Raw genomic sequence first — 24582 nt, forward strand, 5'->3', positions numbered from 1 at the left:
TCTAAAATACACTAAAAGATGGTGAATGACCGAAAAAAAGTTCTACCGACCGAATGTGGCGGCGATTATTGTCTCTCATGAGTATCCTGAGATCAAAGATGTTTTTATCGCCGAACGGAGTGATTTGGTGGGCGTTTGGCAGTTTCCCCAAGGGGGAATTGATGAGGGCGAATCGAGTGAAGAGGCTTTGTATCGGGAGCTCGAGGAAGAGATCGGTACCAACAAGGTAGAGATTATTGCAGAATATCCCGAATGGATTGCGTATGATTTCCCTTCCCACGTTGCGGCAAAAATGGCTCCGTATGCAGGGCAAAAACAGCGTTATTATTTAGTACGTTTGAAAAAAGGGGCTAAAATCGATTTGGATACCAAGCACCCTGAATTTAAAGCGTACCGTTTTGTTGCTATCGATGAGTTGCTTACCCATATCGCCCATTTCAAAAAACCGGTCTATGAGCGTGTCATTTCCCATTTTAGAACCAAGGGGTATCTGTAATGTTAATTGTTCAAAAATTCGGCGGCACCAGTGTCGGCGATTTGGAACGTATCCAAAACGTCGCCAATCGTGTTTCGCAAACACTAAATGAGGGACACCAAGTGGTTGTTGTCGTATCGGCAATGAGCGGTGAAACGAACAAACTGATTGCTTTTGCGGAGCACTATACCTCAACACCTGAACGAAGCGAAGTCGATATGCTTTTAAGTTCAGGCGAGCGTGTTACGGCAGCATTGCTTTCGATTGCCCTTAATGCAATGGGACATAAAGCAACTTCGATGAGCGGTCGTCGTGCCGGAATTGTTACGGATAGTATCCATACGAAAGCACGGATTGAGAGTATTGATCCATCAGGGATGCACGCAGCACTTGCTGAGGGCAAAGTTGTTGTTGTTGCCGGATTTCAGGGTGTAAGCGAAAGCGGTCAGGTTACTACGCTCGGACGCGGAGGATCGGATCTTTCCGCTGTAGCCGTTGCCGGAGCGCTTAAAGCCGATTTGTGTGAGATTTATACCGATGTTGACGGGATTTATACTACCGACCCGCGCATTGAACCCAAAGCACGCAAAATGGATAAAATCAGCTATGACGAGATGCTCGAACTCGCCTCTCTCGGTGCTAAAGTACTTCAAAACCGTTCAGTTGAACTTGCTAAAAAATTAAATGTAAATCTTGTTACCCGATCCAGCTTTAGTGATGCGGAAGGGACACTTATCACAAAGGAAGAGAATATTATGGAACAACCACTTGTCAGCGGAATCGCACTCGATAAAAACCAAGCACGCGTATCACTCAGCGGTGTTATTGACCGTCCGGGAATCGCTTCAGATATTTTTACCCGTTTGGCAGACAACAGTGTCAACATCGATATGATTATCCAAACTTCGGGACATGACGGCAAAACCAATCTCGATTTCACCGTTCCGAAAACAGAGCTTATTGATGCTAAGAAAGTGGTTGAAACCTTTATTGCCAATGATGAAATCAAAGAAGTCGGTTACGACGAAAATATTTGTAAAGTCTCTATCGTCGGTGTCGGTATGAAATCACATACTGGAGTGGCGGCAAAAGCGTTCCAAACGATGGCTCGTGAAAATATCAATATCATGATGATCTCGACTTCAGAGATCAAAGTATCGATGGTAATCGATGAAAAATACGCGGAGCTCTCAGTTCGTTCACTCCACAGTGCTTACGCATTGGATCAATAGTGCGCCAATTTGATCAATGGACATTAGAATCGATCCGCTCCGAAGGGGCATCGATGAGCTGGTTCGAAGAGCAGCGTTTCGAATGGACACCTGCTATCGCAAATGCCATGGATCAAATGATGGGGGGGAAAAGCCTCGTTTTGATCACCGATCAAGACCGAAAATGGTTCGCCCATTACATTACCGCATCCCTCAATAAACGTTTGCCTGATCGACCGCTGATTCCTATCGTCTGTATTGATGCGCTTTATCCCCATTATGATCATATGAGCGGCGGAGAATCGATTGATATGCTCAGCGATATGCTCGATATTACTTTTAAAGGCGAGTATCTTTTTTGGTATATCGGCAAAGGGGATGATCGCCGTGCCGATATTGCAAAACGGTGTACCAATAGTTTATTGTGGATTATGGATGAGCGGTTTCAAAACGCCTTAGTGTTGCGTTCACATGATCCTCTCATCGATATCAAACTGCTGCAGCTTTACCGCCTTTTTGATAAAACGCTTAGTGCCGTGCTGTTCGGGGAGATTAATGTTCGCGAGTGAACGGGGCGGAATCCTGATAACAGGAGAACTGGAAGAGCGGGCCAGAGAGATTGAGGAGTCGTTGCATCCTTTGCGTTGTGTCACCTTTATGCGTGATGATTTCAAAATCGAAGATGCCAAAGAGGTGATTTCCGAGGCGTATAAAAGCGAAGAAAATACTAAAACGCTGATACTCGGAGCCAAAAGTTTCACGGTACCTGCTCAGAATGCTCTCCTAAAAATCCTCGAAGAGCCTCCTCGAAACATTGTCTTTATCCTGATAGCCCCCAACAAAAGCACTTTTTTACCTACCGTCCGTTCACGTCTTACGATGACACAAGAACATCATGAACGTATCTATGAGCCTTTGCCGATCACTTTGAAAAATCTCGATCTTTCAGGATTGTTTGCGTTTGTCAAAGAACATGACCGTCTAAAAAAACATGAAGCCAAAGCACTTATCGAGCAACTTATGCATCAGGCGATTCATATCGAAAAGCTTCCTCTGACTTCATCACAGCTTGAGGGATTTGACAAGGCACTTCGACTCATCGAACTTAACAGCCGATTTCAAAGTGTTTTGGTTATGGTTTTGACGAATTTTCTCAAAGAGGTCAAACGTGGTCGTTGAGAAACTTTCCAATACGATCGATCTGCATCGCGAGCTTAAAGCCTTAGGGGTAGACAGTGGCGGTATTTCGATTTTGGCGGATAAAGGGAAAATGCACTTGATCCGCATCCGCGATCTGCATGTGGGTGCGGCTAATATTCTCAAACAAGATGCTTTGAGTATCGGTGCTGATTTGGCGGTACCCAAGGGGACGGTAACGGCATTAACTCCCCGAGTGGATGTTTTACTGATTGCAACCGAACGCCAGCTGCAACAACTCGCCAAAAAAGAGAAAGCGCAACCGTTCGGACTTAAACAGCTTTCTGTAGAACTGGAGAGTTTCTGTCATGCAAAGTATGAGAATGAGATTTCTATTATGGGAATACTCAACGCGAATGATGACAGTTTTTATCATGCCAGCCGGTTTCAGGGTAATCAAGCGATTGAACGAATCGAGAGTATGATTAACGAGGGTGCTGATATCATCGATCTCGGCGGTGTATCGAGCCGTCCGGGAAGTATGGCTGTGAGTGCGGAGGAAGAACTGCGACGTGTCCGTCCTATTATCGATGCACTATACGAACAGCGGTTGTATGAGAAAACAACATTCAGTCTGGACAGTTATGAACCGGAGGTAATTTCGTATGCTTTGGAACGAGGTTTTACGATTATCAATGACATCACAGGATTGGCAAACGATGAGGTCGCACGGTTATGCGGCAGTTACGGTGCAACAGCCGTTATTATGCATATGCAAGGTCAACCTGCAACTATGCAGGAAAATCCCGCCTATTCATCTGTTATTACTGATGTAGAACACTTTTTTCGTGAACGGATAGCAAAGGGGTCGTCGTATGGAATCAAAGAAATTATCTTGGATTGCGGAATCGGTTTTGGTAAACGGTTAGAGGATAATCTCTCCCTTATTACCCATCAAAGCCATTATCTGCGTTTAGGAAAAAAATTGTTGGTGGGTGCAAGCCGCAAATCAATGATTAATGCGATTTCCCCATCAAGCAGTGATGAACGATTAGCGGGGAGCTTGGCGATTCATCTCAAAGCGATAGAGCAGGGCGCATCTATTGTTCGGGTACACGATGTAAAAGAACATGCACAGGCGATACACGTCTGGAAAGCATTAAGAGGCTAATGATGAGTAATACGGTTGTTATTATCACTTTATCGCTTTTGGTATTGCTCTCCCCGTTTTTATCCCGTGTCAGCAGAATACCGGTTGTAGTCGTTGAGATCATGATGGGAAGTTTTGCAGCCTATTTCGGATTTTTGGTGGAAAACGAATTGTTTAAAATCATTGCCGAAGTCGGATTCTTGTACCTGATGTTCTTAGCGGGGATGGAAGTCGATCTTAAAGGATTTCAATTTGAGAAAAAATCGTTAATTCGACGCACTATACTTTTTTTTCTAATGGTATACGGATTTTCATTTGCTTTGGTTGCCTACTTCCATCTGAGCGAAGTGTATATGGTCTCTTTCCCTATCTTTTCGCTTGGAATGTTGATGGCATTGATCAAAGAATACGGTCGTAATGAACCTTGGCTTGCATTAGCCCTCAATATCGGTATTGCAGGAGAACTGATCAGTATTCTGGCAATGACGGTACTCAATGGGGGATTGACATACGGATTCAATATCGATTTTTTCTTTACACTGCTTGTCTTGGTTGGTTTTTTGATCGGTTTTGTCCTTTTTTTCCGTGGAATACGGATTCTTTTTTGGTGGTATCCCGGGCTTAAAACGCTCATCATGCCCATGGAGGACAGTAAAGACCAGGATGTCCGTTTTTCAATGGCACTTCTTTTTATCTTAATCGGAGTCATGCTCCATTTTAAAATCGATGCAATTTTGGGAGCATTTTTAGCAGGGATGTTGATCACGACTTATTTTAAACACAAAATAGAGCTTCCCGAAAAGCTTTCATCGTTTGGATTTGGCTTCTTGGTCCCCATTTTTTTTATTCATGTCGGCTCAACGCTCTCATTGGATGCTTTTTCGGATCCATTGATTTTGGAATTGGCCCTTGTAATCGCGATCGGAATCGTCTCCATCCGCTTGATAGCAGGAATCAGTGCATTTACCGGTTATTTCGGATTTAAAAACGCTTTATTGTTTTCCCTTTCGAATTCGATGCCGCTCACCTTTTTGGTGGCGATTGCAACCTTGGGGTATCATGCGCAAGCCATAAGTCATGACGAGTATTACGCATTTATTATGGCAAGTATGGGGAGTGCAATATTTTTAATGATTGCAATTAAGATTTTATATTCATTTTTTAACCGTAATATGGGTGGAAAATAGGTTTGATTTTGACAATTTTTAGTGAAAACAAGGTACAATCGACAAATTAGGCAAGGTAGCGCCATACGGATAGAAGTTACCTTAAGCGAGAAGGAGTCACGTGGATTTAACGGTCATTTTAGGAATCTTAGGCGCGATTACTACTATTTCTATCGGGGACTTGATGGAGGGTGGGAATCCTGTACATGTTGTCCATATCACTTCGCTTATTATTATCATGCCGACAACACTTTTGGCGTCTATGGTCAGTACGGATGTTGAACATGTCAAAGGGGCATTCAAAAGTCTCGGAATGATTTTCAAAAAATCTCAGGTTAATCTGCATGAGCGGATTAAAGAGATTGTGGATCTCTCCATTATGGCACGTCGTGACGGACTGTTGTCGTTGGAACAAAAAGTTTCACAACTCGATAACGACTTTTTGAAACAGGGACTCAGTATGGCCGTTGACGGAAATGAAATACATACTATTTCTGAAACCCTTGAACAAGTGATTGAAGAGACCGAAGAATACTATCACGGGTGTGCACACTATTGGATTTTGGCTGGGGAAACATCTCCCGTTTTGGGTCTCGTCGGGGCGGTTCTGGGGCTCATCTTGGCACTTCAAAAACTTGACAGCCCTGCAGAAATGGCCGAAGGGATTGCGGGGGCGTTTACTGCTACCGTAACCGGGATTTTCAGTGCATACGTTTTGATCGGCCCGATGGGGAATAAATTGAAAGCCAAAGCACATCATGTTGTTAAAGAACAAAAGATGATGCTAGAAGGGATCATCGGAATTGTACATGGTGACAATCCTCGTACACTTGAAGCCAAATTGCTTAACTTCCTTTCACCTGTGGAAGAGAAACACAGTCAGTTTAATTGATGAGACAATAGATGGGCAAGAAAAAATGTAAAAAATGCGAATGTCCGGCAGGGGAAAAATGGGCAGTTCCGACGGCCGACTTTTTCAGCCTTTTGCTGGCACTTTTTATTGCGCTTTATGCGATTGCATCTGTTAACAAAGAAAAACTCCGTGCAGTAAAAGAGGAATTTGTCAAAATTTACGATTATGCTCCGGCACCTGAGACCACCAGCCCGGTTATACCGATGGAAGCAGAGGTTAAACCGGTACCGGATGCTTCTGCTAATCCCGCAGGACAAATGCCGGTTGAAGAGGGCGGAGCACTTTTAACAGGTGATCCTCAGACGCAACAATCCATTGAAAAAATGATGAGCAAACTTCAACAAGACTTGGGTGACCAAGCCGGAAGCGGTGCCGGACCATTAGACGAAACGATAGACGGTGTTTTATTAAAATTACCGGTCAGTATACCTTTCCGCGGTTCAGATGCGACGGTTGATGATGAAGAAAAACATATGTTCCTAAGACGAATTGCCGAAATTATTAATACGTTGCCGGCATCGGTAGATATTTCCGTCAGAGGTTATACCGACAATGCACAACTTCCCGCAGGCGGGCGATATCAAGATAACCTCGAATTATCCAGTGCCCGTGCAGCCAATGTTGTCAGAGAATTGATACGTGATGGGGTTAGTGCAGAGCGATTGTCATCCGCAGGTTTCGGTGCATCAAATCCTATTGCGTCCAATGCGAGAGAAGAAGATCGGGTTAAAAACCGACGTGTCGAATTTTATATGTTTGTCTCAGATAAAAAAGCGGTTGAACCGAAAAAACAGCAAACTGTTTTAGATGCATTAGGCAAAATCCAGAAACCTCAATAATATTCATAAGAGAGGAAGATATCTTCCTCCTTTCTATTCAAAACGTATCTTAATCCCCTTTTATTTTCTCGTTTCTGCAAAACAAACACAGTATACGAAATGGCGTACTGATGAACGAATTAAATAGATGAAAGGGGTAAAGTAAATATGTGAGGGGTATTTGGCTTAATAGCCAAATAGAATTTTTAGAATAAAGAAGAAGATCGCTGCCATCGCTGCGGATGCCGGAAGAGTGATTACCCATGCCATTGCGATAGGGCGCATTAGTGCCCAGTTTGCATTGCGGTTGAGCATCCCTATACCGATGATTGCTCCGACAAGAATATGGGTCGAGGATACGGGAATCCCCATTTTGGTTGCGAGTAAAATAACGAGCGTTGCTCCCAGTTCGGCTGCAAAACCGGTAACCGGAAAGATTTCGGTGATACGGCTTCCAACGGTATCAATAACCTCTTTACCGATAAACCATAAGCCGGCTACGAGAGCAACACCAAACGTTGCCATAGCGATAATCGGAACCGGCGATTCGGTATTGATCTTGCCGGTGGCTAAAATATCGATAATTGCCGCAAACGGCCCGATAGCATTGGCAATGTCATTAGCTCCATGGCTGAACGCGAATGAAGAGGCTGTGAGAACTTGCAGCATACTAAAGACGCGCATGGTTGCTTTGTGCGGAGTATCTTTGTGCATTACTTTGATAATGGCATAAACAACCCCATACATAAGGGTAGAGAGAACTGCGAGGAGGACAAAGATTTGGGTGTCATCCAAATCGAGATGAGCATGTTTTAACCCTTTAAACAACAGCATTCCGGCAATCATCGCTGTACCGAATGCCGCTGCGATCGGTGCATGCGTACGAAGGGCATAAAAAGCATTTTGTTTTTTCTTGAGACGGTTCAGCTCATGAACTTGGTTCTGATAAGTTGTTTTTTCTTCAGATGAGGCAGTTGCTTCGTTGTAGGATGCTTTCAGTGCACTTAGCTGATCTTTGATGGAGTCAATATGGGCTTCGACTGCATCGTTGTAGTCAAGGATGTTTCTTTTCAAGTACCAATAAATTCCATACGATGCCATCCCCCCTAAAATCGGTGATACGACCCAACTGATAGCAATTTTGGTGATTTGATCCCAATGAACCAGACCGAAAACCGATTCGCCTGCTTGCATGGTTACATATCCCAGAGCGATAGACCCCCCTAAGATTCCTCCGACAATAGCGTGGGTTGTGGAGACAGGATACCCTTTTCTTGATGCGTAAAGGAGCCATGTTCCTGCAGAGAGGAGTGAACCCATCATGACAAAAACAAAAAGCATCGGATCAAAATCCATTGCTGAGATATCGACGATCCCTTTTCGGATTGTATCCGTTACTGCCGCACCCGCGAGCATCGCTCCGCCAAGTTCGAAGATGGATGCGATCATAAGCGCTTGCTTAACCGTTAATGTTTTAGCACCGACGCTTGTTCCGAATGAGTTGGCAACATCATTACCGCCGATGTTGAATGCCATAAATACCCCAAAAAGGGTAGCAATGATGAAGAGGGTATGGTTGTCTGCGAGATAATTAAATCCCCACACCATAAAAACGGTAGTCATGAGAACAAAAATACCAGCGAAAAAGAGGTTGTCACGCGAGAACATGAATACTTCCTAAAATTAAGATGATAAACGAGGGCCGGAATAATATTACGAAACCGCTACAAAATGGTTACGAAATGATTACAAAATTATGCCCATTTATCTCTTTGAAGAGACTTTGACGGGCATAAGAAGAGGGGTTATGGGAGAAGAGTAGCTTTGATGATTTTTTGAGTTTGGAGCGGTTTGTCACCGCCGTATTGGCCATTGGTTTGAACGTTGTTCAATTTATTGAGCGTATCCATTCCTGCTACGACTCGACCGAATATAGTGTGATAACCGTTGAGCCATGGTGTAGGCGCCGTGGTAATGAAAAATTGGCTTCCGTTGGTACGCGGTCCTGCATTGGCCATTGCTAAAACACCGGCCTTGTCAAATATGACACCGGATTTAAACTCATCTTTAAACGGTTTTTTCCACATCGATTCTCCTCCGGCACCGGTTCCGGTAGGATCGCCACCTTGAACCATGAAATTGTGGATGATTCGGTGGAACGTAAGGCCGTTATAATAACCGTTTTTGGTGAGAGTCGTAAAGTTTTCGACGGCCAGAGGTGCAACGTCTTCATATAGTTCCAAGGTTATATTTCCCTGTGTGGTCTCTAATAAGACACGTGGATGACCGGCGGCAAAGCTGAGGACTGCGGTGACAAGTAAAACGAGAAGAAAGCGCATTAAGACTCCTGTAGATGTGGTGTAAAGGTGAGGCAAACGGAATTCATACAATAGCGTAGACCGGTTGTCGCTGGGCCGTCCGGAAAAACGTGACCCAAATGGGCGTCGCAAGTAGCACAAAGCACTTCGACACGGATCATCCCGTGTGAAATGTCTCGTTTCTCTTCAAGCACTTCAGGGGATATCGGACGATCAAAACTCGGCCATCCGGTGCCTGAATCAAATTTAGCGGAGGAATCAAATAACGGTGTGCCGCAGCAGACACATTTATAGATCCCTTTTCCTTTAAATTCAGCATATTCGCCGCTGAATGCCCTTTCGGTTCCATGTTGGCGTGCAACATGATACGCTTCGGGTGAGAGGAGCGATTGCCACTCTTGGTCGGTTTTGATCACTTTGTTCATTGCAAGCCCCTGTAACTAAGAATGTTGTAACGAGATTATAGTTGCCGTTTCTGATGCACGGCTTAGTATAAACGGATAATCGTTATTTTCTTGTAGGGATATAAGATATAAATGAGGCACGGAGATTCCGCTAAGACATTCAGGAGTTGTGAGGATTAGATCATCCAGATTTCTGTATTGTAAACTAAACGAGGGAGTTAAAATTTGGCAATTGATTTGTAAATATTCATCAATGGCTTTTTTGTATTCTTCAGTTGTTTCAAAATCAGGAAGGACGATTACAATATGAGACAACGGAGCTGATTCCAGTCGTGTATGTATGCTGTTAAGAAGGGTTGTGAGTAATGTTTGCTCACTGCATTGGATGAGATGATGTCGTGCATCATATCGGTAATGATTAATCAGTTTGTGATCGTCGTGAGATGATGGAGATGCCGAAACGGAACACAAGAGCAGGAAACGATTGGATTTTTGTTTTTTTAGTGTTTCAATAAAGTCGAGCTGCATATGATCCGTATCATCGCAAAGTATGACGGTAGATTCTTGAAAGTGTTTCCGATATTCCGTAGATTCCTTCTGTTCAGGGGTATGAAAAGAGAGGGAGGCGATGTCGATACTAAGTGCACCGTAATCGATCAATCCCATCAATTCGTCTCGTAAGAGTTCTCCTCCTAGTTTCGTCGGAGTAATAATCATCACTTTTTGTGTCGGGTCATCAAGCAATATCAATAAAGCTTTTCGCAGTAAAACGGTACTTTTACCACTTCCGTAATCGCCGCATAAAAGGTTGATTGAAGTGTTTAACGGTGTATTTAAAAATGTGATTTGCTCTTCTGAAATTAAAGAGCCGAAGGGGTTGGACTCCGTTGGCAGGAGCAAAGTATGGGAAGTGAGAGATCCAATGACTTTATTAAGCGAGAGAGGTTCAGTCTGAGAAGGGGCGAGGGCTTTCAATTTTTCTTCAATAGATTCTTTTAGCTCATTTTTAAAAAGCAGCCGCCCTTTCGGAAGAAGTTCATGGAAAGATGAATCCAGAGAGTCAAATTCGATTTCAGAAAGATTCGGCATCCAAAAAAAACGCTCGATAGGGGTAGAATCAAAGGACAATACGTCATCAAGTTTTTGATGAATCCTCCGTTCGGTATTTTCCAAACGGGTTGCAGCGGATTTCTTACTCCGTTTGGATGAACGTTCGACCTGAGCCCCTTTTAACTCGTTAAGGTTCCATAAAATTTTTTCTCCGAAATAGATCCCTTTATTCGGTAGAAACATCAGCAGATCGATTGGAGTAATCGTATTATGGTGGTAAAGTTTAAAATTTTCAAAAAAAGCTCCATCCTCTTCTACTGCAATCGATTGAAGTAGTTTGATACCTTCGGTACTATTTTCATCTGCAGCAACGATGGTTTGAGGTTTGTTAGAGATAAAGCGATTTAATAAAGATTTAAACACTCAAAGACTCTTTTCCTGGATTTACGTTTGATGGTATAAACGCTTTTGTAGTAAAAATTATAACTGAATTTAAATGATACAGTGTTAACAGGTTATATTTTGTAAGGAGAAGTGCCGAGGGAAATCCCTCGGGTGAGAAAGAGGAAATTATTTTCCGGCAGCAACGCTGTCTTTAAGACTTTTGCCCGGTTTAAATTTAGGAACCATTTTGTCAGCAGTGCTGTACGTTTTAGTAGTTCCAGGAACTTTACCGCTTTTCCCTTTTTGAAGAGAAGACGCAAAACTACCAAAACCTACCAATGAAACTTCTTCTTTCGCAACAAGAGCTGCGGTTACTGCTTCTGTGAAAGCTTTAATTGCTGTTTCAGCTTCAACTTTTGTTTTATAACCGCCGCTTTTTTGAACCAACTCTACGAATTGTGCTTTATTCATTTATTGCCCTTGATCTTAGATATGCGAATAACACTTGAACCTCGTATACATCGGAGTATACAAGGCATAAGTGTTTTAGCCGCGAATACTTTAATATCTCTTACCTTAAATTTTTCTTCTTTTTTGCATTTTGTTGAATAGTTTTGTGATTTTGTGGTTTTTTAGACTGATTTTTAGCCATCTTCTCGAATTATGGGTTAATAAAAGCGGTGAAGCAAACTTTTTGGCATCGAAACGTTCACTCAGGGTTTTACCCCAAATTGACCATTTCTTCATAAAGTTTTGAGAAGAAGAGATCGATAAAAAGACTTCTTCCAACCCGATGCGTTCTTGTTCACTTAAACTGCTCATGATTTATCCCCTAACTTATTAATTTTCCGTACTACTCGGATAATTTCATCATCCTCCAGCATTCCTAGCATATCGAGTACGGCTTTAGCTGCTTGAGGCTTGGCATTGCCCAGTCTCCAATCCTGATATGTCCGCATGGAAATTCCCAATTTTCCAGCCATCTCTTTTTGAGAAATCTTCTTTCCATTGTGCTGTGCCTCAATGGCATTGTGAAGAAGATTAAAAAGATCACTCATTTCCATTACTCCATTGTAATATGCTTTTCTTAAAATAAACATTAAAACGTATAAAATATAATTAAAAATACATATATAAACATTTATAACGTAGTATATATACACATATTTATACAAAGCATAATCTATACCAAGTTATAAAACTGTTATAACTGATATAATATACGGAAAACCGTATTAAAATAATATTGAATATTCTAGAAAAATGGATGAACGAGGTAGATTAAATGATATGAAGTGTAAGAGGTGTTAAAAATTTAGTAGAGAAAAAGAGGAAAATGATTTATGAAACAGGGTGATAAAAAAAGGGGGGAGTCCCCTTTAGGAGAGAAAATCGGTGTAATCGTATTTAGAGAGATCGACGTAAAATTCTCCCTCTTTTTGGATAATTCGTATATCACTTCCATAGGCAAGCTCAAAGCGGCGTTTAACCGATTTACGCTCATCCGAACCCATACCGATGAATTTGAGGTACCGTTTAAGTTCGATTATACCATTAGGAAGGGACGGTGTGACAGGGGGTGTAGCTGTAATATCGACATCATGAACACTGTTGCCTTGTGAAAGAAGCAGTTTGGTATTGATCACTTCCAAAAGATTTTTCAATTGTTCATCTTTGGCGGTATAAATTTCTTCAATTCGCTCGCGTTCGGCAATGAGCATTTGCTCTTTGTCGTTAATAAGCCGATCTATTTTATTCTCAAGCTCTTTGATTTTGAGTTTAAGCTGTTGATTTTCTTTTTGATAGAGGGCAATAATCATCCCAACCGTTGTTTTTTGAGGGGCAGGTACAGAGGAAGATGGTTTGCTACTTTGTGCTATTTCTTGACGTTTCGTTTCATCTAAAGAGCTTCGTGGAACTATAATATAGGTTACGCCACCTTCAATAATATAATTTAGACGTTTGGTCCGGAGTTTATTTTGGATCATCTCTTTCGACATTTTGAATGTCTTAGCATATTCATCAACGGTAAAACGCACACATCCTCCTTATGGGATTTATCTCTATTATCTTAGCAAAAAATTGCATTGACCCTGATTATCGTTTTTTTGAGGGGATACTCCAGTCCGGTTTTGGAGGAGGGATGATTCCACCTTTGCGCATCCAGATCAAATATCCGTTACGGGTAAGGTTATGTTTGTCCTGAAAGGTATGCAACGAACTGTGGCGAAATTCACATTTTTCCAAAAGGGCGTGGAAATCGGCATGTAAGTGTAAAAACTCTTGCAATACTTCATACGCGCGATCTGAAATGATTACCGTACTGATTATAAGGTTTTTGATTTCAATATATCGGGCACATTCATTCAACCCGTCACCGACAAAATTTTCATGTCCCAAGATATCTTCAAACCGATGTACTTTCCCTGTGTGAACCGCAACACGGATCCCGCGAAAATAGGGATACTCTTTTGCGATCAAATCGGAAAAATGGATAAAAGAGAGCCCTAAAATAGGACCGAATCCTTTTAAACTCGGATGTAATATACAATAAAATCCATCTCCCGTCGGGATGATTCCCTGTAACATTTTTTCCATTGGGATACCGGAGCTTTTGACCATCTTCTGGATCATTTTTTTATAGGTGAGTGAGAGATAGGAGATGATTTCGAGTTGTTCATTCATCGATAAACGGGAGAAGTCAATAATATCGATGAGGACAATATCGGTATCGATTGCTCTTTGGTTCATTATTGCATTCCTATCACTTATATATCTTATTGTATTCTAAATTTGCTGAGATTGTTCAAAACTTAACGGCATCACTTCTAAGAACAGCACGGAAATGTGTTACCATTTCCGTAAATTTAACGCAGGCAACTATATATGCAAAAACGAACGAAGATTGTAGCGACTGTTGGTCCGGCATCGGATAAGGTTGAAATACTTGCGGCACTTATCAAAGCCGGAGTCAATGTATTCCGACTTAATTTTTCACATGGAACACATGAATATTATTCAGAAGTTTTATCCAATATCCGTAAAGCTATGCGTGATACGGGATTACTGGTCGGAGTATTACAAGACATTTCAGGTCCGAAAATACGTATCGGAGAACTTAGCGAAGATTTTTATCTCGAAATCGGAGATCGTCTCGATTTCTATTTTGAAATATGTGAGGGGATAAAGGTAGAAGAAAAGCACTATAAGCTCTCCATTAATCAAAAGGATATTTTGCAGAAGCTGAATGTCGGCGACATAATGTATCTATACGACGGCACAATTCGAGCCCGTATAGATGAAATCTGCGATGTTTTCGTTCGGGCGACAATCGAAAACAAAGGGGTGCTTTCTTCGAATAAAGGGGTCAATTTTCCCAATACCCACTTAGGAATCGATATTTTGACCGATAAAGACAAAATGGATATGGCATGGGGTATCGCGAATAAGGTGGACTTTATGGCGATTTCCTTTGTTCAAAATGCCCAGGATATGATCAATGCACGTGACGTGGTTCGCTCCTATGGCGCAGAGGTACAGTTATTTGCGAAAATAGAAAAATTTGATGCGGTTGAAAATATTGATGAAATTTTGCGTAATTCAGACGGAATAATGGTAGCCAGAGGGGATTTGGGAATTGAAGTCCCTTATTACCGAGTACCGACCATTCAGAAGATGTTGATCGATAAAGCGAATGAACATTCCAAACCGGTCATTACCGCAACACAGATGATGCTGTCGATGACGGAAAAAGATATGGCGACACGGGCGGAGATAAGTGACGTAGCGAATGCCGTTCTTGACGGGACTGACGCAGTAATGCTCTCGGAGGAGAGTTCCATCGGACATGATCCGGTGTTGGTAGTTGAGACGATGGTGAATACGATTCAAGCGATTGAGGAGATTTATCCGTTCGGCAAATTTGATTTCGGGTATGACGATCAGATGGATGTGGTCAACGAATCCGCTGTCCGTTTAGGTGATTCATTGAACGCAGAGGGAATCATTGCAATGACAACCTCGGGGTCATCTGCTAAAAAACTTTCTCGTTATCGTCCCAGAATGACAATTTATGCAGCGACACATGAAGTGAGAGTTGCACAGTTGCTCACTATTGTATGGGGGGTTGTTCCGGCATATCTCATCAAAAAAGGGCGGATCGAAGAGATGTTGAGCGATATTATCCAAAACGGTTTGAAGCGGAAAATTATCCAAAAAGATCAAACCTATATTTTTACGGCAGGATATCCGATAGGTATGCCGGGAACTACTAATATTATTCGAGTTTTACGCGAAAACGAGATTACTTTTTTCGGCGAAACAAAATCTCATCCGGCTAAAACAAAAAAAAGTGGGGAGAATGAGATCCCAACTTTGTTTTGATCTAAATATCAATAGTGTAAATATGGACTGAAAATTGCTTTTTAGTTGTCTGAGGGGCCTAAATGTTTGTTTCGTCACACACAAGCCCCTCCAAACTCGATCCTTTACGCTACAATTTCATCTATGAAAACCGATACCCTTTTTACGAAACCTATATCTAAACAATTTGAATTTGATGCAGATGTTGCAGCCGTATTTGATGATATGCTGGTACGCTCTGTCCCTTTTTACAAAGAGTCCCAAGCACTTACCCGCCGATTTACCCTCAATGCTCTCTCAGATGGGGGAATCGTGTATGATTTAGGATGTTCAACTGCCTCTTTGCTCCTTGAGATAGAGCGTGCAGCTGGCAAAAATAGCACTATTCGTTTGATCGGTATTGATAATTCGCCTGCCATGATCACACATGCCCACAAAAAACTGGAAGCATACGGTTCCGATATCGAACTCTATGAGGGAGATATCCTCCAATTTCCGTATGAAAAAGCACAAGTCATTATTAGTAACTATACTCTTCAATTTATTCGTCCAATGGTGCGTGATACGTTGGTGCGGAAGATCGCGGAAACATTAAACGAAGGCGGGTCTTTTATTTTTAGCGAAAAAGTGGTGAGTGAAGATCCGAAACTGAACAAAGAGTTGATTGATTGCTATTATGAGTTTAAAAAAGTGCAAGGCTACAGTGAATATGAGATTGTTCAAAAGCGTGAAGCACTAGAGAACGTCTTAATCCCTTATACCATGAATGAAAATATTCAAATGGCGAAAAATAATGGATTTAAAACGTGCGAAGTTCTTTTTAGATGGGCTAATTTTGCAACGTTTATAGCAATTAAATAACGGCTATCTAACGCTTCCGCTTTCAGAATTCTGTGCAGGTTGAAGCGCCTCTTTTATATCTTTATAATCAACAAGGTTTTTATCGCATTGTTTATGATAATACCCTTGTGCGTCATAATACTCTTCACAGTCGTTGTAATAACGCATACTGACTCCGCGCTCGTTAAAACAACCTGCAAATAAAATCGGAATCAGAATTAAAAAATAGTGTTTTTTCATAGGGTAATTGTATCTCATCGGGGTTTAAATCCATCCGTGCTTTTACAAAACTCTCTCAAAAAACATTCAGTGTCACATTTAGGATTTTTAGCGGTACAGATGTATCGTCCGAACAGAACGAGTCCCTGATGCAATTGATGGAGATTGGTTTTAAATTTTTTCACCAGGGTCTCTTCGGTTGAGGTGGCACTAAGGTCATCACTTAATCCCAATCGATGGCTGACACGAAAGACATGGGTATCTACCGCCATCAAATTCGCTTGTGTGTATTCAATGAGAACGACATGTGCTGTTTTTTGACCTACGCCGGCTAACGTTACCAGCTCTTTCTCATCTAAGGGTATTTCTCCCCCATAAACCTCCACAACTCTTTTCGCCATTGCGATTAGATTAATTGCTTTGTTATTAAAAAAAGAGCAGCTTTGAATAATTTTTTTTACATGATCAATATCGGCATTTGCCAGATCGTTTGGAGTTGGGTATGCTTCGAATAATGCAGGTGTGATGAGGTTAACCCGTTTGTCGGTACATTGGGCGGATAGGGCCACGGCGATCACTAACTCATACGCATTTGTGTAGCTCAGTTCTGTTACCGCATCGGCATATCGTTCTAAAAGAGCTGATTTGAGTGCATCAATCTCTTTTTTTGTCGCTTTTTTCATCCAAAATATCCATTTTTTTAGGCCGTATTGTATCACGACACGTAAAAAAAACATGAGTATGCGAATTTTGTGTTACAATAACTGATTTCCATGCAAATTAATTGAGGGGACAACTTTGGGGTTACTACAGATAATTAAAAATTTTTTTACTAAAGACGATCATCGTTTTGCGGAGGAGGGTAATCAGAATATTAATAAAGAGCTCTTTTATAAGGTTTTGGACACGGATACTGCCGCATTGCTTTTCTTTACAAAAGAGAATGGATGGATTGGAGCGAACAAAGCTTTTTTTGACTTAGTACCTCTTCAAACGATTGAACAGCTACGGAGTAGTCATGAGAGTATCCGCGAACTTTTTGATCATGAAGATGAAGAGGTATTTACCGAATTTGATAAAAGTTGGCTTGATTATTTACGAACCCATTTTCCTAAAGGGTACGGGCTTACTATTATAGATCCTTCAGGGAAAGTTCACACAATGTCGGCAACATCCACTTTAATTCAAGAAAGCGGAACGGATCTTTATCTGTTACGACTGGAAGATCAGAGTGATCTTGTTGATCTAAAAGCAGAAGTGGTGAAAGTAGAACAGCTCAAAACGAAGTTTCTAGCCAATATCGGGCATGAATTCCGTACACCGATGAACGGTATCTTAGGATTTGTCGAGCTTCTTTCGAAAACATCTCCGAACGATACTCAACTAGAATATATTCATTCGGTACAAGGTTCAGCACGCAGTCTAATGTCAAATATCGAAAATCTGCTTGATTTGGCTCAAATGCAAAATGGTCGTTTGAACGCCATCAAAAGTGAATTCAATATTGTTGCCGAAATGGAGGAACTGGCTCGCGGAGCTGTTTCGATGGCAGGGGATAAAGGAGTCAATGTTTCATTTTTTATTGACCCGAAACTTCCAACCTACATAAGCGGCGATATCCGTAAAATTAAACAAGTCATCAATAACCTTTACAATAATGCATTGAAATTTACCCCTCAGGGTGGACGTATTACGATTGAGATAAAGCTCCTCAAGCGCAATACGACGGGAACGTGTAATATCGGTTTTATGGTCAAAGATACAGGAAAAGGGATCAGTAAATCGGATCTGAGTTATATTACCCGTCCATTTGTTTCTGGCGATCATGCCGATAGCCGTTTAGGTGTCGGTCTGAGTCTGTCTCATGGGCTGATTTCCCTTATGGGTGGTGAACTTAAAATCACCAGTGATGAAGGGCGCGGTTCATCATTTAGCTTTGCCTTGACATTGGACGGGTCTTCCGACCATGCAATGCAAATGATCAATGCCCATAGCGTCAAAGTTATTCTTGTTGATGAAAAACGACTGGATGATGCCAACCATTTGACAAACTATTTACGTAGTTTCGGGGTAAGTGTCACGAAAACACAAATGCTGGATGAAACCATTTTTTCGGATGCAGAAGTGGTTTATGTTATTGCATCACAGGAAAAAAGTGATTGGACGATGCCGTTTGCACGGATGCAACGAACATGTAAAACGGTTTTGCTTCTGGAAGAACATGAACGGCTTCAGGCAAAAATGCTCCATTTGATTGATACTTCTCTTTCCAAACCGCTATTACCAACCACTTTGTTGGAGCATTTAGTGGAAGTATTAGGCCTACAAAAAGAGACTCCGGCTGCTGCACCACAAATTCAACATGGTGTAAGTGCACTGGTAGTAGAGGATAATTTAATTAACCAGCGTTTGATTAAATTGTTGCTCAAAGAGTATGGGATCGCTGTTACAGCTGTCTCTAACGGAGATGAAGCGGTAGAAAGTTGTCGAGAGCACAAGTTTGATATCGTTTTTATGGATATTGATATGCCGATTAAAGACGGTATTCTGGCGACCCAAGAGATCAAGGCAGAAGAAGGGCCGGCACGTGTTGGAAGAATGCCGATTATTGCATTAACCGCACTGGCTATGGAGGGAGATCGCGAGTATATTTTAGGACGAGGATTGGATGATTACCTTTCTAAACCGCTTACTCGTGAAAAACTGGAATATATTCTTCACAAATATCTACACGTAAGTGCATAAGGAACGAAGATGATTTACTTAGAAAGTTTCACAAAGGATTATGCTCCTGTAGTAACGTTGCTCACTTCGTGTGCCCAATTACATTCTGATCCGATGATATATGCCGATATTTCAGGATCTTTGATCGGATGCAATGAACTGCTGATGGAATTTTTAGGTGCCAAAACGCTTGAAGAGATAGCCCCTTTGCAGGAGTGGTTTGAACCTCAAGGGGTCAATCTTACTTTTCTCCTTTCTCAATCTGGGAATTATCGGGGTAAAATCAATTCGAGTGGAGTTACTTACGATGTCTCAGTAAAATCTGAAACGATAGTATTGGAAAATTTTCCAATGGTTGGCGTTGTTTTTCGAGATACATCGATTATTGAGAGAGCACGCGCCGCAGAACGTTATTTCGAAGATTTTAAAAAGAAGTTCCTGACTAATATTTCTCATGAATTCCGTACCCCTATGAATGCCATTATCGGTTTCAGTGATCTGCTCAAAAGCTCACCACTGAGTTCATGGCAGCTTGAGTACGTTCAAATGACGAGTCGAAGTGCTCTGTCAATGATGCGTAATATTGAAAATCTTTTAGAGATGATGCAGGTCGAGAGTGGAAGTATTCATACGAATTTAGCCCTCTTTAATCCTCTAGAAGTCTATGAAAGTTTTTCTCAGCAGTTTGGTGATCTTGCCCTCTCTAAAGAGATCGATTTGATGTTTTTAATTGATCCGCATTTGCCAAAAACAATGATCGGTGATCAGGATAAAATTCTTGCGGTTATGCGCAATCTGATCCAAAATGGTATTAAGTTTACTGAAGATGGAGGACGTGTCCTCGTTGAAATACTGATTGCGAAAGAAGAAGGTAATTTTATTGAGGTTGAATATGCTGTAAGCGATACGGGTATCGGTATTGAAAGTGAAAAAATCAAGACACTCTTACGCCCTTTTGCCTCAGCCTGGGATAATCAACGCAAAGGTAAAGACGGTCTCGGAATTGGTCTTAGCTTAAGTCATAAATACGTTGATATGATGGATTCACATTTGATGCTTGCCTCAGAAGAGGGAAAAGGCTCACGTTTTTCTTTCCGTGTTACCCATCAGTTGAATGAAGAGGGGACGTTTGACTTTATCGAAGGAACACGTGCTGCTATCTATACTCAAGAACATCAACTCTCTGCGCAAGGGGCGCTATTATATAAATATTTGGAGCTTTTCAATGTTCAGTCGAAAGGGATTCATGATTTAGTCAATAGTGAGTTGCATGAAAGTGACGTTTTATTCTTAGATATACCGCATATTTCAAAATCTCAAATTGATGCGATTAAATTAGCGTATCCGAATTTGCGTATTGTTCCGATTATGAAACTTGATTATGGTGAAAAAGCAGATGCATTGATTGATTCAGTTGCATCTATTGTAACATTGCCGATACTCCCTAGTTCTCTTCATAAAACATTGGCGGTCATCTGGAATGCAATGCCGAAAGAATATATATCACACAGTTTTGAGGCACAAAGTATACCGCGAGCGAGCAATATTAAAATATTGGTTGCGGAAGACAATCTTATTAATCTTAAACTTCTTGAAACGATTTTGTTGCAGGAACATTTCCGTGTAGTTGCAGTTGAAAACGGGCAAAAAGCCGTGGATGTTTATCTCAAAGAACATTTTGATTTGGTTTTGATGGATATTGATATGCCGGTTATGGATGGTTTGATGGCGAATCGACTAATCAAAGAGATTGATAAACGTGATTCACGCGGATTTGTGCCGGTAATTGCACTTACTGCTCATGCATTGATCGGAGATAGAGAACGCATTATTGCAGCCGGATTGGATGCGCATTTGGCTAAGCCGATCGATAAACATTTCCTATTACAGACAATAGACCGCTATTTAAAAATCGCACAACAGAAACGCAACGATAACACCATTTAATTTTGGTTGTTTATTGCGTACTATACTCACAAATGTATTATAATGCCGAAATCAAAACCCCCTTCCAAAGGGGAAAAACACAAGGATAACAATGAAGCGATATTACAGCGCTTGGATTTTGGGTTTATTGTTGAGCGGAGCGAGTGCATCTGCGGCTGTATTGGCGACCGTCAACGGAGATGAGATCACTTCTGATGAAGTAAATAAAGTGTTGATGGAGGGGACTCAAGGACGTTTTGATTCTCTTCCGGCAGATAAACAAAATGAGTTACGTCAACGAATTATTGAGAGTCTTATTGCCCAAGAATTAGTCTATGACGATGCACAAAAGACAGGAGTGCTCGATTCGAAAGAATATAAGCAAGAGTTAGATGCGTTGATTAACCGTTTAAAAGTGCAATTAGCGGCAAAAGTATGGGAACAACAACAATTCGAATCGATCAAAATCGATGCGAAAGAGGTAAAAGCGTATTTCGACGCAAACCCGGATGAGTTTGTCGATAAAGAAAAAATCCACGCACGCCATATCTTGGTAAAAACAGAAGCGGAAGCCAACGCAATAATCAAAAGTATGAAAGGGCTCAGCGGAGATCGATTGAGAAATGAGTTTATTGCTCAGGCCAAATCGAAATCAACCGGACCGAGCGCTGCAAAAGGGGGAGACCTCGGATACTTCCCGCGCGGACAAATGGTACCGTCTTTTAATGATGCGGCATTTGCGATGAAAGAGGGGACGATATCATCTACTCCGGTACAGAGCCAATTCGGATATCACGTGATTTATGTTGAAGATAAAAAAGCGGCTAAAAAACTTGGATTTGATGATGTTAAAAACTTTATTGAGCAGCGTTTGAAAATGGATAAATTTAAAGCCTATATGGATAAAAAAATGGCTGACTTACGTGCAAAAGCGAAAATCGTCTACACAAAATAATTCTCTTTTTTTATAAGAGTTCCCGCTTTCGCGGGAATCTCTCCTAATTTCTATTAATAGCGTTCAAATCTTCAAATGCCACTTTCACACGGTTGATCAACGTTTTTTGTCCGTCTCTCAACCATTTTCTCGGATCATAATATTTTTTATTCGGCTTCTCTTCCCCTTCAGGATTTCCGATTTGTCCTTGGAGATAATCTTTGTATTTCTCGTAATAATCTTTAACCCCTTCCCATGTTGCCCATTGGGTGTCGGTATCGATGTTCATTTTGATAACGCCGTAGCTGATCGCTTCGCGTATTTCTTCATGCGTAGAACCTGATCCGCCGTGGAATACGAAGTTGACGGGTTTATCAGACGCTGTACCGAATTTTTCTTTGATGTATTTTTGAGAGTTGTTGAGGATGATCGGTGTTAGGACGACGTTACCGGGTTTATAAACGCCGTGAACGTTTCCGAATGATGCTGCAATGGTGAATCGGTTACTGATCGCGCTGAGTCGCTCATACGCATACGCGACATCTTCAGGCTGAGTATAGAGGAGGGCATTATCGATATTGGAGTTGTCAACACCGTCTTCTTCTCCTCCGGTGACACCGAGTTCGATTTCCAAAGTCATACCGATTTTAGACATACGTTTCATGTATTCTACACATGTTGCAACGTTTTGTTCCAAACTCTCTTCGGAAAGATCGAGCATGTGGGAACTAAAGAGGGGTTTGCCATACTGTGCAAAATGTTTTTCCCCTGCATCGAGAAGGGCATCGATCCATGGCAACAAATGACGAGCTGCATGGTCGGTATGCAAAATGACGGGGATACCGTACGCTTCTGCCATCATATGAACGTGTGTTGCACCGGCTATTGCCCCGACGATAGCCGCTTTTTCATCCTCATTACTGAGCCCTTTTCCTGCGTAGTAACTTGCTCCTCCGTTAGAGAATTGGATAATGACCGGTGAGTTAACCAGTTTAGCCGCTTCGAGGACACCGTTGATCGAATCGGTATTGACTACATTGACCGCAGGAAGTGCAAATCCTTCTTGCTTTGCAATTTCAAATAGTTTTTGAATATCATCACCGAACAGTACACCAGGTTTCATCACTTCTAAAATAGCTTTGGACATTTTTTACCCCACAGTTAAAATTGACGATATTATACTCTTAGAGCAATAATGATAGAATTAAAAAAAAATGGAGTTGGTTTTGGTACGTGTCGGTATGTTATTCCTCCTCAGTTTTTTGATACTTCACGCCGAATCTTCTCCTGTCGTCTATAATACTCTGGCAGAGCCTCTTCAAAAAAGTACCGTCCCGATTGAAAAACTGAGTCAACAGCCGATTATGGAACCTAATAAAAAGATATTGCGTAATTTTTTGGACAGTGTGGAAGCCACATTGGTTGTCGGGAATGAGCTTTCAGGGGCAAAACAGATTGATAATGAAGTATTGAGTGCCTATTTAAAAGATTTACGAACACTATCACGTACCAAAGATTCGATTGACGCCTTGTATCGTAAAACATTGGATACGGCAATGATTCAGTCAGACAAAAAGAGTTTTGAAGATTTGATATCGGTTCCGATGGATCCTCTTCATAATCCGCGTGTCCGTTCCGCAGTCATTGCTTTCTATCAAAAAAATTATCCCCATCATTCTATTCAAAGTATTGAAGCTTTAAGCGCTGAACAGGAGTTAGAACAAAAAAGTATTCAATTTATTATGGAACAAGAGCAAGCGTATGAAGAACATTTGAGGATTTTAAAGCGATCTGAAGTTTCCGGTGTGAAAAAAATTGCGAGAATCGGTTCACGAAACAGCGTCCTTTTAAGTGCAGATCAAAATAAAGCAGGAAACTTTGAATTTGAAGCCGAAAATTTAAATCCCTATACGGTAACACTGCATATCGACTTTGAATACATGAATAACTTAAAGCCCTCAGGCAGATTACCTCTTTTTGTTGAGATACCGGGCAGAAGTAAAAAAAAGGTATTAGAACTTTCCCGTATTTCAGCGTCTGAAGGAGTTGATTATCGCTCATCATTCGGATGGGTTCGGGGATCGGCATTTGCAGTGCATCAAGATGATTATCTTTATAAATTGCCGTTTATTAAAGGTGCCGAAGTAGTTGTTTCTCAAGGCTATAACGGTGAAACATCCCATAAAGGGCTTTCAGCGTATGCGGTTGATTTTCCCGTACCGGTGGGGACACCGATATATGCGGCACGAGAGGGGATTGTTGTAGGAGCGGAGGGGAGTAATAATTTTGGCGGTGCGAGTCCTGAATATCGTCAATATGCCAATTACGTCATTATTGAGCACAGTGACGGGACGATGGGGAATTATTACCATCTGAAACAAGGGGGAGTTGCTGTTGCAATAGGACAAAAAGTCTCTAGAGGAAATCTGATTGGCTATTCGGGAAATACGGGCTTTACGAGCGGACCGCATCTTCATTTCAGTGTCAGCAAAGTGGATCCGATATCAATGCGACGACCTATGAATTTGCCGATTAAAATGCAAACAGCACA

Annotated in this window: 26 protein-coding genes; 14 read left to right on the plus strand and 12 right to left on the minus strand. The window is 41.5% G+C overall.

Annotated elements, in window-relative coordinates; translation table 11 throughout:
- Positions 1 to 25: 25 nt before the first annotated feature.
- The 8 genes from PHP90_RS02055 to motB all read left to right on the plus strand — a co-directional run bounded on the left by PHP90_RS02055 (position 26) and on the right by motB (position 6891).
- Complete coding sequence (locus PHP90_RS02055; RefSeq protein ID WP_299924485.1) at positions 26 to 496, plus strand: RNA pyrophosphohydrolase; 471 nt, start codon at positions 26 to 28, stop codon at positions 494 to 496.
- Entirely contained in the window at positions 496 to 1707 is a 1212-nt protein-coding gene (locus PHP90_RS02060) for an aspartate kinase (protein WP_299924488.1), read from the plus strand. The genes PHP90_RS02055 and PHP90_RS02060 overlap by 1 nt, the downstream gene beginning before the upstream one ends.
- The gene (locus PHP90_RS02065; protein ID WP_299924491.1) at positions 1707 to 2255 is read left to right on the plus strand and encodes a HobA family DNA replication regulator; all 549 of its coding nucleotides are present in this window, start codon (positions 1707 to 1709) and stop codon (positions 2253 to 2255) included. The genes PHP90_RS02060 and PHP90_RS02065 overlap by 1 nt, the downstream gene beginning before the upstream one ends.
- Positions 2242 to 2865, plus strand: coding sequence for a DNA polymerase III subunit delta' (locus PHP90_RS02070; RefSeq protein WP_299924494.1), 624 nt, complete (start codon positions 2242 to 2244; stop codon positions 2863 to 2865). The genes PHP90_RS02065 and PHP90_RS02070 overlap by 14 nt, the downstream gene beginning before the upstream one ends.
- Positions 2855 to 3994 (plus strand): dihydropteroate synthase, encoded by a 1140-nt coding sequence (folP, locus tag PHP90_RS02075; RefSeq protein WP_299924497.1) that lies wholly within the window; start codon positions 2855 to 2857, stop codon positions 3992 to 3994. The genes PHP90_RS02070 and folP overlap by 11 nt, the downstream gene beginning before the upstream one ends.
- Positions 3995 to 3996: 2 nt before the next feature.
- Positions 3997 to 5160, plus strand: a complete 1164-nt coding sequence (locus tag PHP90_RS02080; protein ID WP_299924500.1) for a cation:proton antiporter — start codon at positions 3997 to 3999, stop codon at positions 5158 to 5160.
- 100 nt (positions 5161 to 5260) lie between these two features.
- A complete protein-coding gene (gene motA, locus PHP90_RS02085) occupies positions 5261 to 6031 on the plus strand; it encodes a flagellar motor stator protein MotA (RefSeq protein ID WP_299924503.1) in 771 nt (256 codons plus the stop codon).
- A gap of 11 nt (positions 6032 to 6042) precedes the next feature.
- Positions 6043 to 6891 carry a flagellar motor protein MotB gene (gene motB, locus PHP90_RS02090; protein ID WP_299924506.1) on the plus strand — a complete coding sequence of 283 codons (849 nt, stop codon included), beginning with the start codon at positions 6043 to 6045 and terminating at the stop codon, positions 6889 to 6891.
- A gap of 165 nt (positions 6892 to 7056) precedes the next feature.
- Here motB and PHP90_RS02095 read toward each other — a convergent pair whose 3' ends face one another.
- From PHP90_RS02095 to PHP90_RS02135, 9 genes are all read right to left on the minus strand, one after another.
- Positions 7057 to 8538, minus strand: coding sequence for an inorganic phosphate transporter (locus PHP90_RS02095; RefSeq protein ID WP_299924509.1), 1482 nt, complete (start codon positions 8536 to 8538; stop codon positions 7057 to 7059).
- Positions 8539 to 8675: 137 nt separating this feature from the next.
- Positions 8676 to 9209, minus strand: coding sequence for a peptidylprolyl isomerase (locus PHP90_RS02100; protein ID WP_299924512.1), 534 nt, complete (start codon positions 9207 to 9209; stop codon positions 8676 to 8678).
- A complete protein-coding gene (msrB, locus tag PHP90_RS02105; protein WP_299924515.1) occupies positions 9209 to 9613 on the minus strand; it encodes a peptide-methionine (R)-S-oxide reductase MsrB in 405 nt (134 codons plus the stop codon). Before msrB ends, PHP90_RS02100 begins: the two co-directional genes overlap by 1 nt.
- 15 nt (positions 9614 to 9628) lie before the next feature.
- Entirely contained in the window at positions 9629 to 11065 is a 1437-nt protein-coding gene (locus tag PHP90_RS02110) for a hypothetical protein (protein WP_299924518.1), read from the minus strand.
- Between the two features lie 147 nt (positions 11066 to 11212).
- Entirely contained in the window at positions 11213 to 11497 is a 285-nt protein-coding gene (locus tag PHP90_RS02115; protein WP_299924521.1) for an HU family DNA-binding protein, read from the minus strand.
- A gap of 105 nt (positions 11498 to 11602) precedes the next feature.
- Positions 11603 to 11848, minus strand: coding sequence for a hypothetical protein (locus PHP90_RS02120; RefSeq protein WP_299924524.1), 246 nt, complete (start codon positions 11846 to 11848; stop codon positions 11603 to 11605).
- Positions 11845 to 12090, minus strand: coding sequence for a helix-turn-helix transcriptional regulator (locus PHP90_RS02125; RefSeq protein WP_299924528.1), 246 nt, complete (start codon positions 12088 to 12090; stop codon positions 11845 to 11847). Before PHP90_RS02125 ends, PHP90_RS02120 begins: the two co-directional genes overlap by 4 nt.
- 315 nt (positions 12091 to 12405) lie before the next feature.
- A complete protein-coding gene (locus PHP90_RS02130) occupies positions 12406 to 13065 on the minus strand; it encodes a hypothetical protein (RefSeq protein WP_299924531.1) in 660 nt (219 codons plus the stop codon).
- A gap of 58 nt (positions 13066 to 13123) precedes the next feature.
- Positions 13124 to 13777 carry a hypothetical protein gene (locus PHP90_RS02135; protein WP_299924534.1) on the minus strand — a complete coding sequence of 218 codons (654 nt, stop codon included), beginning with the start codon at positions 13775 to 13777 and terminating at the stop codon, positions 13124 to 13126.
- A gap of 135 nt (positions 13778 to 13912) precedes the next feature.
- On the opposite strand from PHP90_RS02135, the gene pyk reads away from it, so the two are divergent.
- Together pyk and cmoA are read left to right on the plus strand one after the other, a co-directional pair.
- Positions 13913 to 15409 carry a pyruvate kinase gene (pyk, locus tag PHP90_RS02140; protein WP_299924539.1) on the plus strand — a complete coding sequence of 499 codons (1497 nt, stop codon included), beginning with the start codon at positions 13913 to 13915 and terminating at the stop codon, positions 15407 to 15409.
- Positions 15410 to 15532: 123 nt separating this feature from the next.
- Entirely contained in the window at positions 15533 to 16249 is a 717-nt protein-coding gene (cmoA, locus tag PHP90_RS02145; protein ID WP_299924542.1) for a carboxy-S-adenosyl-L-methionine synthase CmoA, read from the plus strand.
- Positions 16250 to 16252: 3 nt separating this feature from the next.
- On the opposite strand, the gene PHP90_RS02150 is transcribed toward cmoA, so the two are convergent.
- Positions 16253 to 16468 (minus strand): hypothetical protein, encoded by a 216-nt coding sequence (locus PHP90_RS02150; RefSeq protein WP_299924545.1) that lies wholly within the window; start codon positions 16466 to 16468, stop codon positions 16253 to 16255.
- A 14-nt stretch (positions 16469 to 16482) separates the two neighbouring features.
- On the minus strand, positions 16483 to 17130 hold the full coding sequence (gene nth, locus PHP90_RS02155; RefSeq protein ID WP_299924548.1) for an endonuclease III: 648 nt from the start codon (positions 17128 to 17130) through the stop codon (positions 16483 to 16485).
- A 115-nt stretch (positions 17131 to 17245) separates the two neighbouring features.
- Here nth and PHP90_RS02160 point away from each other — a divergent pair, with 115 nt between their 5' ends.
- The 3 genes from PHP90_RS02160 (at position 17246) to PHP90_RS02170 (ending at position 22052) form a co-directional block, all read left to right on the plus strand.
- Positions 17246 to 19192 (plus strand): response regulator, encoded by a 1947-nt coding sequence (locus PHP90_RS02160; protein WP_299924551.1) that lies wholly within the window; start codon positions 17246 to 17248, stop codon positions 19190 to 19192.
- Between the two features lie 9 nt (positions 19193 to 19201).
- Positions 19202 to 21118, plus strand: coding sequence for a response regulator (locus PHP90_RS02165; protein WP_299924555.1), 1917 nt, complete (start codon positions 19202 to 19204; stop codon positions 21116 to 21118).
- A gap of 91 nt (positions 21119 to 21209) precedes the next feature.
- Positions 21210 to 22052, plus strand: coding sequence for a peptidylprolyl isomerase (locus PHP90_RS02170; RefSeq protein ID WP_299924558.1), 843 nt, complete (start codon positions 21210 to 21212; stop codon positions 22050 to 22052).
- A 43-nt stretch (positions 22053 to 22095) separates the two neighbouring features.
- Here PHP90_RS02170 and fbaA read toward each other — a convergent pair whose 3' ends face one another.
- Positions 22096 to 23178: a class II fructose-bisphosphate aldolase gene (gene fbaA / locus PHP90_RS02175; RefSeq protein WP_299924561.1), complete on the minus strand. Its 1083-nt coding sequence runs from the start codon at positions 23176 to 23178 to the stop codon at positions 22096 to 22098.
- Between the two features lie 79 nt (positions 23179 to 23257).
- On the opposite strand from fbaA, the gene PHP90_RS02180 reads away from it, so the two are divergent.
- On the plus strand, positions 23258 to 24582 hold a 1325-nt coding region (locus PHP90_RS02180; protein WP_299924564.1), incomplete at its 3' end, for a M23 family metallopeptidase.

This window comes from Sulfuricurvum sp., from assembly GCF_028712165.1.
Classification (GTDB): domain Bacteria; phylum Campylobacterota; class Campylobacteria; order Campylobacterales; family Sulfurimonadaceae; genus Sulfuricurvum.

Excerpts from the sequence above, each read along its gene's own strand:
- PHP90_RS02055 (WP_299924485.1), top strand. The coding sequence starts at position 26 with ATGACCGAAAAAAAGTTCTACCGACCGAATGTGGCGGCGATTATTGTC.
- PHP90_RS02060 (WP_299924488.1), top strand. The coding sequence starts at position 496 with ATGTTAATTGTTCAAAAATTCGGCGGCACCAGTGTCGGCGATTTGGAA.
- PHP90_RS02070 (WP_299924494.1), top strand. The coding sequence starts at position 2,242 with ATGTTCGCGAGTGAACGGGGCGGAATCCTGATAACAGGAGAACTGGAA.
- PHP90_RS02080 (WP_299924500.1), top strand. The coding sequence starts at position 3,997 with ATGAGTAATACGGTTGTTATTATCACTTTATCGCTTTTGGTATTGCTC.
- motB (WP_299924506.1), top strand. The coding sequence starts at position 6,043 with ATGGGCAAGAAAAAATGTAAAAAATGCGAATGTCCGGCAGGGGAAAAA.
- PHP90_RS02095 (WP_299924509.1), bottom strand. The coding sequence starts at position 8,538 with ATGTTCTCGCGTGACAACCTCTTTTTCGCTGGTATTTTTGTTCTCATG.
- PHP90_RS02100 (WP_299924512.1), bottom strand. The coding sequence starts at position 9,209 with ATGCGCTTTCTTCTCGTTTTACTTGTCACCGCAGTCCTCAGCTTTGCC.
- msrB (WP_299924515.1), bottom strand. The coding sequence starts at position 9,613 with ATGAACAAAGTGATCAAAACCGACCAAGAGTGGCAATCGCTCCTCTCA.
- PHP90_RS02115 (WP_299924521.1), bottom strand. The coding sequence starts at position 11,497 with ATGAATAAAGCACAATTCGTAGAGTTGGTTCAAAAAAGCGGCGGTTAT.
- PHP90_RS02120 (WP_299924524.1), bottom strand. The coding sequence starts at position 11,848 with ATGAGCAGTTTAAGTGAACAAGAACGCATCGGGTTGGAAGAAGTCTTT.
- PHP90_RS02125 (WP_299924528.1), bottom strand. The coding sequence starts at position 12,090 with ATGGAAATGAGTGATCTTTTTAATCTTCTTCACAATGCCATTGAGGCA.
- PHP90_RS02135 (WP_299924534.1), bottom strand. The coding sequence starts at position 13,777 with ATGAACCAAAGAGCAATCGATACCGATATTGTCCTCATCGATATTATT.
- pyk (WP_299924539.1), top strand. The coding sequence starts at position 13,913 with ATGCAAAAACGAACGAAGATTGTAGCGACTGTTGGTCCGGCATCGGAT.
- cmoA (WP_299924542.1), top strand. The coding sequence starts at position 15,533 with ATGAAAACCGATACCCTTTTTACGAAACCTATATCTAAACAATTTGAA.
- PHP90_RS02150 (WP_299924545.1), bottom strand. The coding sequence starts at position 16,468 with ATGAAAAAACACTATTTTTTAATTCTGATTCCGATTTTATTTGCAGGT.
- nth (WP_299924548.1), bottom strand. The coding sequence starts at position 17,130 with ATGAAAAAAGCGACAAAAAAAGAGATTGATGCACTCAAATCAGCTCTT.
- PHP90_RS02165 (WP_299924555.1), top strand. The coding sequence starts at position 19,202 with ATGATTTACTTAGAAAGTTTCACAAAGGATTATGCTCCTGTAGTAACG.
- PHP90_RS02170 (WP_299924558.1), top strand. The coding sequence starts at position 21,210 with ATGAAGCGATATTACAGCGCTTGGATTTTGGGTTTATTGTTGAGCGGA.
- fbaA (WP_299924561.1), bottom strand. The coding sequence starts at position 23,178 with ATGTCCAAAGCTATTTTAGAAGTGATGAAACCTGGTGTACTGTTCGGT.